The 13,157-nt window shown below is 61.7% G+C and carries 10 protein-coding genes and 2 pseudogenes; 4 read left to right on the top strand and 8 right to left on the bottom strand.

Translation table 11 applies throughout. The features are described 5' to 3' along the window. Positions 1–5 precede the first annotated feature (5 nt). From ACP7C6_RS09635 to ACP7C6_RS09625, 3 genes are all read left to right on the top strand, one after another. Positions 6–743, top strand: coding sequence for an NAD-dependent epimerase/dehydratase family protein (locus tag ACP7C6_RS09635; RefSeq protein ID WP_426108652.1), 738 nt, complete (start codon positions 6–8; stop codon positions 741–743). A gap of 8 nt (positions 744–751) precedes the next feature. After that, the gene (locus tag ACP7C6_RS09630; RefSeq protein WP_028617672.1) at positions 752–2,161 is read left to right on the top strand and encodes an MFS transporter; all 1,410 of its coding nucleotides are present in this window, start codon (positions 752–754) and stop codon (positions 2,159–2,161) included. 133 nt (positions 2,162–2,294) lie between these two features. Next, on the top strand, positions 2,295–2,792 hold the full coding sequence (locus ACP7C6_RS09625) for a hypothetical protein (RefSeq protein WP_078049946.1): 498 nt from the start codon (positions 2,295–2,297) through the stop codon (positions 2,790–2,792). Positions 2,793–2,883: 91 nt separating this feature from the next. On the opposite strand, the pseudogene ACP7C6_RS09620 reads toward ACP7C6_RS09625, so the two are convergent. The 3 genes and pseudogenes from ACP7C6_RS09620 to ACP7C6_RS09610 form a co-directional block, all read right to left on the bottom strand. Then, positions 2,884–3,297, bottom strand: a pseudogene (locus tag ACP7C6_RS09620) (methyl-accepting chemotaxis protein); the annotation flags it as partial. A 129-nt stretch (positions 3,298–3,426) separates the two neighbouring features. Then, positions 3,427–4,203 (bottom strand): annotated as a pseudogene (locus ACP7C6_RS09615) (PAS domain-containing protein); the annotation flags it as partial. Between the two features lie 167 nt (positions 4,204–4,370). Next, complete coding sequence (locus ACP7C6_RS09610) at positions 4,371–5,240, bottom strand: LysR family transcriptional regulator (RefSeq protein ID WP_028617675.1); 870 nt, start codon at positions 5,238–5,240, stop codon at positions 4,371–4,373. 96 nt (positions 5,241–5,336) lie between these two features. Here ACP7C6_RS09610 and gstA point away from each other — a divergent pair, with 96 nt between their 5' ends. Beyond that, positions 5,337–5,939, top strand: a complete 603-nt coding sequence (gene gstA / locus ACP7C6_RS09605; protein WP_311893425.1) for a glutathione transferase GstA — start codon at positions 5,337–5,339, stop codon at positions 5,937–5,939. 76 nt (positions 5,940–6,015) lie between these two features. Here gstA and ACP7C6_RS09600 read toward each other — a convergent pair whose 3' ends face one another. The 5 genes from ACP7C6_RS09600 to ACP7C6_RS09580 form a co-directional block, all read right to left on the bottom strand. Beyond that, complete coding sequence (locus ACP7C6_RS09600) at positions 6,016–7,404, bottom strand: aromatic amino acid lyase (protein ID WP_311893426.1); 1,389 nt, start codon at positions 7,402–7,404, stop codon at positions 6,016–6,018. Continuing rightward, on the bottom strand, positions 7,401–8,405 hold the full coding sequence (locus ACP7C6_RS09595; protein ID WP_311893427.1) for an ornithine cyclodeaminase family protein: 1,005 nt from the start codon (positions 8,403–8,405) through the stop codon (positions 7,401–7,403). Before ACP7C6_RS09595 ends, ACP7C6_RS09600 begins: the two co-directional genes overlap by 4 nt. Before the next feature lie 2 nt (positions 8,406–8,407). Next, complete coding sequence (locus tag ACP7C6_RS09590; RefSeq protein WP_122685456.1) at positions 8,408–9,334, bottom strand: aliphatic sulfonate ABC transporter substrate-binding protein; 927 nt, start codon at positions 9,332–9,334, stop codon at positions 8,408–8,410. Further along, entirely contained in the window at positions 9,334–10,347 is a 1,014-nt protein-coding gene (locus ACP7C6_RS09585; protein WP_426108651.1) for an ABC transporter substrate-binding protein, read from the bottom strand. Before ACP7C6_RS09585 ends, ACP7C6_RS09590 begins: the two co-directional genes overlap by 1 nt. Before the next feature lie 66 nt (positions 10,348–10,413). Next, positions 10,414–13,050, bottom strand: a complete 2,637-nt coding sequence (locus tag ACP7C6_RS09580; RefSeq protein WP_426108650.1) for a TonB-dependent receptor domain-containing protein — start codon at positions 13,048–13,050, stop codon at positions 10,414–10,416. Positions 13,051–13,157: the final 107 nt, after the last annotated feature.

Here is a 13,157-nt window from a genome sequence, read left to right as displayed (position 1 = left end):
CCACTGTGAAAGGACTCAACGTACTGCTCACCGGCGCCTGCGGCAGAATCGGCAAGACGTTTTTCGACGCCTCGAAAGACCGTTACCGCTTCACCCTCACCGACCGCATCGCGCCGGATTTCGACTTGGGCGAGCACCGCTTCGTGCACGCCGACCTCAGCGATCAGTCCCGTCTGGCGGCCTTGCTCGACGGCATCGACGTGATCGTGCATTTGTCGGGCATTCCCCACGCCAGCGCGTCATTCGATGAGTTGCTGCCCAATAACATCCTTGCCACCACCCACCTGTTCGAAGCCGCCGTGGCCGCTGGCGTGAAACGCCTGGTGTTCGCCAGCAGCGCGCAAACCATCGAAGGCTACCCGGTGGACCGCCAGATCACGCCCGGCATGCAGGTGATGCCCGCCAATCTGTATGGAGTGAGCAAATGCTACGGAGAAGCGTTGTGCGGCTATTACGCTGCCAAGACCCCGCTGTCGACCATTGCCCTGCGCATCGGCGCCTTCGAATTCCCCGAAACCCACGACCTCAATAACGCCCGCGACCTCAGCGCCTGGCTCAGCCCACGCGATGCCGTGCAGTTGCTGCAACGTTCGGTGGAAGCCGAGGGCGTGAAGCACCTGATCGCCCATGGCATATCCAATAACCGCTTCAAGCGCCTGGACCTGAGCGAAACCACGCGGGTGCTGGGTTACCATCCCCAGGATGATGCGTTTCAGACATTTGAGATTCCGATCACTTATTGAGTTTTCCCATGCCCGCACTCTCTATCACCGACGGCATCGACCCCATCCGCGCCGCCCACATCAGCGCACGTATCGACCGCCTCCCCGCCGTCGCCACCGTCTGGCGCCTGGTGGCGTTATTGTCGATTGGCGGTTTTTTCGAGCTGTATGACCTGTTCCAAACCGCCTACATCAGCCCCGGCCTGATCAGTGACGGAATTTTCCATACCGGCAGCGAGGGCGTATTCGGCTTCTCGGACCAGGCTGCATTCGCCTCGGCAACTTTTCTCGGCCTGTTCCTCGGCGCCAGCCTGCTCAGCCCCATCGCCGACCGCTTCGGACGGCGGGCGATCTTCACCTTTGCGTTAATCTGGTACACCGTCGCCACAGTATTGATGGGCATCCAGACCTCCGCCGTGGGCATCATCTGCATGCGTTTCCTGGTCGGCATTGGCCTGGGCATTGAACTGGTGACCATCGACGCTTACCTCTCGGAACTGGTGCCCAAGCGTATGCGCAGCTCGGCGTTTGCCTTTGCGTTTTTTATCCAGTTCCTGTCGGTGCCGGCGGTGGCGTTGATGTCGTGGTGGCTGGTGCCGCAAGCGCCGTTCGGCGTGTCAGGTTGGCGTTGGGTGGTGTTGTCGAGCGCCGTGTTTGCGCTGTTTATCTGGCAACTGCGCAAGCGTTTGCCGGAGTCGCCGCGTTGGCTTGCACAAAAAGGGCGTTTTGAAGAGGCCGGTCTGATCATGGACAACCTCGAAGCGCGCTGCCAGAAAGACCATGGCAAACCCTTGGATGAGCCCGAACCCGAAGCCGTCAGCGTGCAAGGCAGCGGCCGCTTCGCCGATATCTGGCAGCCCCCTTACCGCCGCCGCGCCTTGATGCTGATCGTGTTCCATGTGTTCCAGGCCATCGGCTTCTTCGGTTTCGGCAACTGGCTGCCGGCGTTGCTGTCCGGCCAGGGTGTGAGCGTGACCCACAGCTTGCTCTACGCCTTCATCATCACCCTCGCCTATCCGCTGGGGCCGCTGCTGTTCGTGAAGGTGGCCAACCGTTTTGAAAACAAATGGCAGATCGTCGGCTCGGCCCTCGGCGCGATGATCTTCGGCAGCCTGTTTGCTCTGCAAACCACGGCGGTGGGGCTGGTGATCTGTGGGGTGATGATCACGTTCTGCAACGCCTGGCTGAGCTTCAGCTATCACTCGTACCAGAGTGAGTTGTTCCCCACCAACATCCGCGCACGGGCAGTAGGCTTCTGTTACTCGTTCAGCCGCTTGTCCACGGTGTTCAGCAGCTTGTTGATCGGTTTTATCCTCGAACACCTGGGCACGCCGGGCGTGTTGGCGTTCATTGCCAGCAGCATGTTGATCGTGATGATCACCATCAGTTGGTTCGGGCCGCGCACGCGGAACCTGGCGCTGGAAAACATCGCCCATTGACGGCAACGGTTGGCCGCCTGCGGGACAATGCTTGCCGCAGCGGCCAGGCGATCCCCAATAAAACCGGGCACTTCACACCCGGCACACTATTTGCTCCACCTGTGGCACCGAACATTCCCCCAGGTGACCGATCATGCTGGTTAACAACAACACCCAAGCCGTTTCGACTGTTCAACAGATCAAGCGGCCCGACATGGACCCCGCCAACGCCGCCGCCAGCGCGCTGTACAGCGGCGCCTTGCAAGCCGCGCAGCAAAGCGTGACCGTGCCCGCCGCGCAGAAGGAACTGGACAAGGCCGCCGACCGCATCGACGAAGCCTTTGCCAAGACCCGCGTGCAGTTGCAGACCAGCGCGTCGACCAGCGATGTGCCGGCGACCAGCGCCGCTTCCGGTGCACGCTCGGAATTCACCGACTACATGAGCAAATCCCCGGCCGAGCGCATCCGTGACCAACTGCTCAAGGAGCAGGGGTTGACCGAAGCCGATTTGCAGAACATGTCGAAGGAAAAGCAGGATGCCTTCTCCAAGCAAGTGGCCGAGCGCTTGAAGCAACAGCAAGAACAGCAGGTAGCCGCCAAAACCGCTGACCCGCAGGCCCAGACAGTAAAAGAAACCCTGGCCGCAATCTAAAAGCCACCCAAATCAGTGTAGGAGCCAGCTTGCCGGCGATAGCGTCCTCAAGATCGCCATCGCCGGCAGGCCTGCTCCTATAGGGTTTGGGTTATTGCAGTTGCAACGTCGAGTTGAACTGACCGATCGCATCCACTACATGCCGTGACCCTTCCTGAATTTCCAGGATCACCTGCCCCGCTTCATTCGCCAATTCCACCCCCAGCCCCGTGCGGCTCAAGCTCGATTGCATGCTCGACACCGCGCTCAGCGACAGGTCGTGGTTCTTGCGCACCACATCGACGATTTCCACCGTCGCATGGCTCGTCCGTGCGGCCAGGCTGCGCACCTCGTCGGCCACCACTGCAAAGCCGCGCCCGTGTTCGCCGGCCCGCGCCGCTTCAATCGCGGCGTTGAGCGCGAGCATGTTGGTCTGCTCGGCAATGCTACGGATGGTCTGCACGATGGCGCCGATGATGTCCGATTGTTTACTCACCGCATCGATGCTCTGCGCCGCTTGGTTCAAATCGTGGGAAATTTCTTCGATGATCTGTACGGTTTGCTGCACCACCTCCGAGCCCTTGCGTGCGCAGGCGTCGTTTTGCACCGAGGTGGCGTGGGCCGAGTCGGCGGCGGTGCGCAGGGTGGTGACTTGGTCAGTGATGTCGCTGGCGAACTTCACCACTTTGTACAGGCGGCCATTGGTGTCGAAGATCGGGTTATAGGAGGCTTCCAGGAACAGGGTCTTGCCGTACTTGTTTTTGCGCTCGAAGCGGTGCGAGTGGTATTCGCCACGATTGAGCGACGCCCAGAACGCCTTGTAGGCCGGCGATTCCACTTCATTGCGGTGGCAGAACATGCTGTGGTGCTGGCCGACGATTTCATCCAAGGAATACTGCACGGTCTTCAGAAAGTTTTCATTGGCGTTGATGATCTGGCCCTGCGGGGTGAACTCGATCACCGCCATGGAACGGCCAATAGCATCGATCAGGCTCTGGTTTTCATGCTCGTGATGGACTCGCGCAGTAATGTCCGACGCGACTTTGATTACGCTCTGAACGTGATTGTCCTTGTCCAGCACCGGCATGTAGCTGGCTTCCAGCCAGACTTCCTGGCCATGCTTGTTCAAGCGCATGAAGGTGCCACTGAGGGCCTCGCCCCGCGCCAGGTCGCGCCATAGCTTGGCGTAGGCATCGGTGTGGGTGTAGGGCTCGTCGCAAAAGAGGCGGTGATGTTTACCGCGTATTTCCTCGACGCTATAGCCCATGGTTTTGCAGAAATTGTCGTTGGCGTCGAGGATCACGCCACTGGGGTCGAACTCGATCATGGCCATGGAACGGCTGATAGCGGCGAGTTTGGCGTTGGATTCGGTGAGTGCGCAGGAAAAACGTTCGATTTGTTGCAGGTCGGATTTGTGATGGCGGTAGAACATGGTCAGATCACCCTAGATTCCCGGCGCCTGGAAGGCGCATTCCATTCATTTGTTGGCTATTGCTGGCACACCTTCATGGGGAAATAACCATCCAAATCGCTTTATATGCCAAGCGTCATAAACGGTTCCGGGTGAGCATAGACAGGGCTTGGCGCTATGCAAGGCCACTAGTCAGCCAGCATTTTTAACAATGCGAGGGCGGCGGCTGACAGTGGGCGATCCGGCGAGCCGACCAAGGCAAATTCGCGGTGCAGCGGCACATCCAACGCCATCACGCGCAGGCCCTTGCGCTGGGACGGCAAGGCCATTTCCGGCACCAGTGTGACGCCGACGCCCTCACGCACCAGGCTGAAGGCACTGTTCCATTCACGCACCTCAACGCGGACATCGCGCAGGGTCAGCCCGGCGGCGGCGCCCAGGCTGCGGGCATTGGCGGTACAGCCACCGGTAGCCAGCACGAAAGGCTGCTCAAGCAATTCCTCAAGCGACACCGTGGCATCGGCGGGGCGCTGCGCCAGCGCGTGCTCCACTGGCAGCACGGCCATCCACAAGTCACGGCCCAACACCGTCGCATTGCGCTCGGGCGTGGGGTTGAGCACCACGCCCAAGTCGATAAGGCCGGTGTCGAGCAGGGTGAGCACTTCGTTGTCAGTGACATCCAAGGTGGTGACGTCAATACCAGGATAGAGCTGCGCAAAACGCTGCAATGCGGGTGTCAGAAATGTCGCCAGCACCATGGGGAAACTGGCGATGCGAATCGTCCCACGCAACATGGGCCTGGCTTCGTCCACGGTGCTCCGAATCGCCTGCAACGCCCCAAGCATGACTCGCGCCTGCTCGATCACACTCAAGCCCAGGGCGGTGGGCAAGGTCTTGCGCGGTTCACGGGTAAACAGCTGCGCCCCCAGCGTCGCTTCCATACCGGCCATAGCCTGGCTGGCGGCGGATTGGGTCATGCCCACGCGCTCGGCGGCGGCGGTGATGCTGCCGTGATCGGCCACGGCCACCAGCAAGCGCCAGTGCATCAGGTTCATCATGGCAGTAGCTGTCCTTATGGCAGGGGTCTGAACGTTTAATTTTACGCACGGTGCCACGCCCGCGAGACTGGCGCAAATTCAACGGAGCTGCCCCAGATGAAACTGTATTTCTTCCCCCACGCCTGTTCTCTCGCACCGCATATCGTGCTGCGCGAATTGGCGCTGCCGTTCGACCTGGTCTTGGTGGATAACCAAGCCAAGACCACCGCCGACGGCGAAGACTTCCTGCAGATCAACCCCAAGGGCTACGTCGCGGCGCTGAAACTGGACAACGGCCAGGTGCTGACCGAAGCCAGCGCGATCCTGCAATACCTGGCCGACCTGAAACCCGCCGCAGGCCTGGCGCCGGCTAATGGCAGCTGGGAACGCGTGCGCCTGCAGGAATGGCTGAACTTCATTGCCACCGAGATTCATGGCGGCTTGGCCGTGTTCTTCAACGGCGCGATCCAGGGCGAGGTGAAAGCTGCATTCCAGGCCACGCTCTTCAAGCGTTTCACGGTGCTGGTGCAGACGCTGGAGCGCCAGGATTACCTGTTGGGTGCGCAGTACTCGGTGGCAGATGCCTACCTGTTTGTGGTGCTGCGCTGGGCGGCGTTTCACGCGATTGATTTGGATAAGTGGCCGGCGCTGGCGGCGTTTCAGCAGCGAGTGGGTGAGCGGCAGGCGGTGATTGCGGCGTTGGCCGCCGAGAATCCATAAGGCAAACGCAGCCCCTGTAGGAGCCGGCTTGCCGGCGATGGCGTCCTCACGGTCCCTATCGCCGGCAAGCCGGCTCCTACAGAGGGAATGGGGTGGATTCGAAGAAGGTGGCCAGTGCCAGTACATCCACCGAGCCTGAGCGGTCTTCATCAAGATGAGCCACCTGGCTGCGCACGGCTTGATGGACCAGCCGCACACCTTGCCCCAGTCGCAGCGCCCCCCTTAAATCCACCGCCTGCGCGGCGACGATCAGTTCAATACTGGCCAGCCACAGCACCCGCTCGGTCAAGCGACGAGTCTTGTCGACCACCGCCATGGCCTGGCCCGCATAGTCTTCAACACGGTCCGCCACCGGCACGCTGACCGCCGGCAGCGGATTGGCCAGGTGCCCGATTTCCGCGACCAACGCCGAACTGGTGCGCTGCAAGGCGGCCATGCCGACATGACCGGGTTGAGTGATCAGGAAGCGCGGCAGATCGCTGGAAGCCGGCGACAGCAGCTTGGCAATGCGTTCAGCGCTGCACGCGGCGACACGGGTAAGCGCCAGGCCCAACCCTTCAGTGGCCAGCGCCAAGTGGGTGCTGTCGAAATTCGCCGTGGCCAACACAAGCGACGCTTCGCTGATCAACGCCGGGTTATCCGCACCGCTGCGCAGTTCCAACTCAACCAATTCATGCAGGGCGTGCAGCGCCTGCTGCGCCGCACCCTGGACCACCGTGGCACAGCGAAAGCTCAACGGGTCCTGCAAGCGCCGTGGGCTGTCCGCCAACTCACCACCCGCCAGCAACTGCAACAACGCCGCCGACTGCTCGCTTTGCCCCGGAGCCGGCCGCAGACGCGAAGCCCACGGCTGGAACGGACTGAGGTTGGCCCGATAGCCTTCACACGATAACGCCAGCGCCGCCAGCAAAACCTCCAAGGCCCGCTGCGCCTCAGCCACCAGCAACGCGCCCAGCCCAACACTGGCCGCATTCGCAGAGACCAGCGCCAAGCCATCTTTGCCGGTCAGCGGCACTGACAACGCGAGACTCAGGTGCGCCAGTGGCGCCAGGTCGCTCTCGCCCAACGAGCCGAGCAACGGTACATCGGGCTCGACGCCGGAATTGAGCAACGCTAGCAGTGCATCCGCCGCCCCCGGAGAAATACCCGAACGCCCCTGAGCCAATCCGGCCAGCCGCGCAGCCGTGATCGCACGCAGCTCCTGGCGATTGGCAAGGCGCCCGACCCCCACCGCACGACCCAACGGAATACTCGCCTGCACGGGCGCCACCGCCGTATCCACCGCTGCACCGAGGCCGGTATTTACGCCATAAATTGGCGTGCCTTCAGCCGCCAGTTTCACCAACAACTGATGGCCTTCTTCAATACGCTGACGGGCCTGCGCAGAGAAATCCGCCGGTACGTCCTGGCGGGCAATCGCCAGCAAATCGGCGAGGCTCAAGCCTTCGGGATCGAAGTGAATCACGCCCAGCGCAACCGCTGGCCAATCCCCAGGCGCCCGGCTTTTTCCAGCAGCGCATGGCCCAACGCGATATCACTGAGGCTCAGGCCGCGGTGCCAGAACAGGATGGTTTCCTCGGCGGTTTCCCGGCCTCTTTTCAAGCCGGCAACAATTTGGCCCAGTTCGGCATGCAGGGTCTCGGCAGTGAGTTTGCCAGTCTCAACATGGGCGCGCAGCGAGCCAAATAGCCCGCCTTTGCATTGGCCCCAATCATCGACCACCAGCTTGCTCATGATGTCGGTGAGGGACAATTCCACCGCGCTCATGGTGCCGTAGGGCACCACAAAGGCACCGGGCTTGATCCACTCAGTGCGCAGTAAGGGCTCGGGCTGATCAAGGCGCGACGCCTCGACCACAATGTCGGCGCCACGCACGGTGGACTCCCAATCGTCGGTGACGATCACCGACTTGCCCAGGTCCTTGCGCAGGCGCTCGGCGAAGGCTTCCTGGCTTTCGCTGCGGCGTGAGTGCACACGGATTTCGTCGAAGTCGAACAGGTGATCCAGCAAGCGCACGTTCCAATACGCCGTGCCACGCGCACCAATGTGCGCCAGCACTTTACTGTCGGGCCGGGCCAGGTATTTGGCGCCGATGGCCGTGATGGCACCGGTGCGCATGTCGGTGATCGCCGAGGCATCCAGGATGGCCTTGGGAATCCCGGTGGCGGGGTCGAGCAGGTTGAGGATCGCCAATTCCGAGGGCAAACCCTTGCGGTAGTTGTCGACAAAGTCCCCCACCACTTTGACACCGGCATAGCCGATATCGCCGCCCAGCACACCACGCAATACGTTGAAGTGACCGTTGATCCCGCCGCCGGGAATCAGGTGGGTACGCGGCTCGATCACCGCCTCGCCACGCCCCTGGATCGCCAGGCTCGCTTCGATGGCGCTGAGGATTTCGTCATTGGTAAGCCCCAATTCGTCGATGTCGAGGCCGTTGAGAAAATCGATGTAGATCGGTTGCATGGTCATGGCGCCTTGAAGACAGCTTGCTGTACATCGACCTTTTTCGGGATCAGGCCGTTGGCAAAGAACAGGTCGGCGGTATGTTGCTGGGTGGCGATATCAGCGGCTTGCAGCGGACGAATCGGCGTGGAGGAACGGTGTTCGAAGTAGCTTTTGACCACCGCGGGTTGCAGGCCCAGGGTCTTGGCCATCAGCGCGATGCTGGCTTCGGGCTGGTCGAGGGACAGGCGCTGCGCCTTGGCCAGTGTCTGGATGATCGCGCCAATGGATTGCGGGTATTGCTTGGCAAACGGGCTGCTCACCACGAAGAAACTGCCCGCCGGATTGAGGCCCTGGCCATCGCCCAACACGCGGGCGGAACCGTCGACCACGGCCGCGGAGTAGTACGGGTCCCACACCACCCACGCGTCGACTTTGCCTTGCTCAAAAGCGGCACGCCCGTCGGATGGCGACAGGTACACCACATTCACGTCTTTCCATTGCAAACCGGCGCGCAGCAGGCTTTTAAGGAACAGGTTGTGGGCGCTGGAGCCCTTGAGCAGCGCCACGCGCTTGCCCTTGAGTTCGGCCACGCTCTGTACGCTGCTGGCTTTTGGCACCAACACCGCTTCGGTCTTGCCCTCGTTGGGTTCTACGGCGAAATACTGCAAGTCTATGCCAGCGGCCTGGGCGAAAATCGGCGGGATATCACCGATATTGCCGATGTCCAGGCTGCCGCCGTTCAGCGCTTCGATCAGCGGCGGGCCGCCGAGGAATTCGATCCACTGCACCTGGGTGCCGGGCAACGCTTCCTCGAAGAGTTTGTGCTCACGGGCCAATACCATGCTCACCGAACTTTTCTGGTAACCGATGCGTAACGTGGCAGGTTCGGCCGCCAGCACCTGACCGACGACCAGCGAAAGTACCGCAGCAGCGAAGATTTTAAGCATCAGAGCGCTCCCTTGACCTTGGTCGCCACATCGATCGGCACCCATTGCTGCCAGACGTCTGGGTGGTCCTTGAGGAACGCTTCAGCGACCTGGCGCGGCGGTGTACGTTTCTCGCTCATTTCGCCGAGGATGCCATTGAGCAGATCAATCGGCAGGTCGACCTTTTCAAACACGCTGACCAGTTGCGGGTACTGCGCCTTGAACGGTGCCGACACACCAATCGCCAGCCGCGCCGGCATCGAGCGGGTGCCGATGGGGTTGGGGTTTTTCGCGTCCGACAGGGTCTTCCAGGCTTCGGCGTTGAAGGGCGGTTCTTCCAGCTTGACCAGCTTGAAGCGACCCAGCAGCGGCGTCGGCGACCAATAGTAGAACAGCACCGGCTTGCCACGACGGATCGACGACGCCACTTCGGCATCCAACGCCGCGCCGGAGCCGGTGCGGAAGTTGACGAAGCTGTCGGTGAGTTTGTACGCCTTTAGCTTCTGGCTGTTGACGATCTCCGATGTCCAGCCCGTTGGGCTGTTGAGGAAGCGTCCACGGCTCGGGTCTTCGGGGTCGCGGAACACGTCCTTGTAGCGCGGCAGGTCGGCCACCGACTTCAAGTCCGGCGCCAGAGGTTTGATACCGCGTGCGGCATCGCCCTTGATCACGAACTCCGGCACCCACCAGCCTTCGGTGGCGCCTTTGACCGTGTCGCCCAGGCCAAACACTTTGCCTTCGTTTTCCGCCTTGACCCATGCCGGACTGCGCCCGGCCCACTCTTCACCGATCACCTGGATATCGTCCTTGGCCAGGGCGGCTTCCAGGCTCACGGTGCTGCCGGGCAAAGTGTCGGTCGGCAGGCCGTAGCCTTTCTCGACAATCAGGCGCAGTACCTCGGTGATCAGGCTGCCGCTTTCCCAGGTAATGTCACCGAAGTGGATGGGTTTGACGGCTTCAGCGGCCGTTGATGGCTGCGCCAAGACGGCCAGTGCCAGCAGCGAGCAACCGAGCAGGTGTTTAAGTGTTTTCATGCAGAACCTCGTGGTGATCTGTAGGAGCCGGCTTGCCGGCGATGGCCGCAACTCGGTTTCCCCTGCTTAAAAGTCATAACTGAGCCGCGTGTAGTAAAACGCCCCTTCCGGCGCCGACGGCGACAAGTAGCTGTACTGTTGGCCCGGCGTCTGGCGCAGGCGGGTGTTGAAGTCGTCGGGCTTGCTGTCGAACAGGTTGTTGGCGCCGACTGACAAACGCAGTTGTTGAGTGAAGGCGTAGTTCACGTCCAGGTCGGTGTTCCACTGCGCGCCGAAGGTCTGGTCGTACTGGGCGTTGGCTTCGCTGGCGGCGTATTTGCGGTATTCGCCGTAGCGGGTTTCGCTGAGGGCGATGGTCCACGCACCGATGCGGTGGGTCGCGCCGAGCACTAGCTTGTCTTCGGGGTAACCGTGTTCCAGGAAGCCACGGGCTTCGCGGGTGAGGATGTCGAAGCCGTTGGGGTTTTCGTGGACCTTCTCGATCGTGGTGCGTGCCTTGGTGTAGCCGGCCGAAAGGCTCAACGCGCCGTACTGCGCCAGGTCCAGGTTGTACTTGCCCACGATGTCGACGCCTCGGGTGCGGGTGTTGGCGGCGTTGGTCATGAACTGCGCCCAGGTGTACTGGCCAAACCCGGCTTGCTGCAGAATCTGCTCGGCGCGCGGCCCGGAAATGCCGCCGCTGTAGAGCAGGCGATCACGGATCGAGATCTGGTAGGCGTCGATAGTCAGCGAAGCGTTTTCAATCGGGCGCAGCACCAGGCCCAGGGAGTAGTTGGTGGATTTTTCCGGTTTGAGCGGCTCGGCACCCAGCGCACGGGCGGCCGGGTTGTCGGCGGGCAACATGCGCGTCAGCACCGGGTTGCCGTTGATGTCGACGTTGGTGGTGGTGGTCCACGACGTGCCGATCTGCCCCAGGGTCGGCGCACGGAAGGAGTTGTTCACCGTGGCGCGCAAGCCCACCTGCGGCGTGAAGTCATACCGCGCCGACAGCTTGCCGGTGGTGGCCGATCCAAAGTCCGAATAGTGCTCGGTACGCCCGGCCAGCCCGACCTGGAATTTGTCGGTGAACTGGTGCTCAAGACCAAAGTAAACGCCGCCGACATCACGCTTGTAGGTGCCGGCGTCGTCTGGCGTGAGACCGGAGGCTTGCACCGCGCCGACCTGCACACCGTTGATGCCGCCAAAGGAGTAGGACTCGTAGTCGCCCTCCTCCAGACGATACTGCTCATGGCGATAGGCAATGCCCGCCGAGACGGTCAGCGGATGGCTTGACCAGTTGACGTCCAGATCCTTGGCGTAATCCAGGCCGATGTTGGTCTGGTCGTTGATCAAGGTGGCCACGTCGAATTTAGTCGGGCTGTTCAGGCCGTAGCTCGGGTTGACGGTGTTGAACGCCAACTCATCGTGCTTGTCGCGACCGTAGGTGGCACTGAGGTCGAAGCGCCCGAGGGTGTCGTCTTCGTAGCGGGTGCCCACGGTGAGCGCACCGTCTTCATAGCGGTAGCGATATTTGGGAATGGTGCCGTTGGGGTAGATGCCCTGCACGTTGTTCGGGTTATTCGCCAGCAGCGGTGGCGTGTTGTTCACCGACTTGTCCTGGCCGAAGGTGGCGAAACTGTAGAGGCGCCACTGGTCGCTCAGACCGATTTCGGCGTTGGCTGCCAGGTTGAATTTATCGCGCCCTGCACCGCCCCAGCGCGGGTCTTGCAGTTGGCCGTCGGCGACGTATTTGTCGCCAATGTCAGTGGGTTTGTTGTTGAGCGTGTTGAAGCTCAAGGTGAGAAAGCCATCCCCCGGCAAACCCAGGCCGTACCAGCCGTCGGTGGTTTTGCTGAAGCCGTCGCCCTGGGCGTATTTACCCAGCTGGGTGTTGACCTGGCCACCGCTGTCACGTTCCTTGAGCACAATGTTGACCACACCGGCTACCGCATCCGAGCCGTATTGCGCCGACGCGCCATCGCGCAGCACTTCGACATGATCGATGCTGCTGATGGGGATCATATCCAGGTCCACCGGCTGTGCGCCAATGAACGGCACGCCGCCGGAGATGTTCACCACCGCCGAGGCATGACGGCGCTTGCCGTTGATGAGCACCAGCGTCTGGTCCGGCGCCAGGCCACGCAGGGACGCGCCCTTGGGGTTCTGGCCACGGGTGGCGCTCTGGTTCTGCGGAAAGTTGAACGACGGCAGCAGTTGGAACAGCGCCTGGTTGAGGCTGGTGGCGCCGGTTTGCTTGAGTTCTTCGGCGTTGATTACGTCCACCGGTGCGGCGCTGGTAAGGGCCGTGGCATCACTGCGCCGGGTGCCGATGGCGACTACGCGGTCCAGGGTCGGCGCTTGCGCTGCGCTGGTTTGTGCCTTGACGTTGCTGGTCGCGTTTTTGCTCGCGCCTTCCTTGATGATGAACGCACCGTCCGGACTGACCTGGACTTGCAGGCCGGTGCCCTTGAGTGCGGCGTCCACCGCCTGTTGCGCCGACAGCGAACCATCCACGCTGGCCGAGGAATAGTTACCCAGTTGCGGGGTGAACGAGATCACCTGACCACTTTGCCGACTGATGTTGAGCAGCACTTCATCCAGCGGGCCAGGGGCGATGTGATAGACCTGGCGTGCTTCTTCGGCACCGGCGGCAAACGAGAAAAACAGACTGGCCAACGGCACCAGGGCAAAGGTTCGAAGCGGCACACGGTTGAACTGATTCACTTTGGCTCCCCCCAAGGAAACACGAGAACGCTGCTCCCCGCAGCGCTTACGGGAGTGATGTGGGTCAGCGGGGGGAAAACTTGCAGATCGTTTGGTTATGTCCTTAG

Source organism: Pseudomonas sp. TWR1-1-4 (assembly GCF_049897165.1).
In the GTDB taxonomy this organism is placed as follows: Bacteria; Pseudomonadota; Gammaproteobacteria; order Pseudomonadales; family Pseudomonadaceae; genus Aquipseudomonas; species Aquipseudomonas canadensis.
The sequence above is the reverse complement of the archived record's forward strand: the minus strand, read 5'-3'. Positions and strand labels throughout refer to the sequence as shown.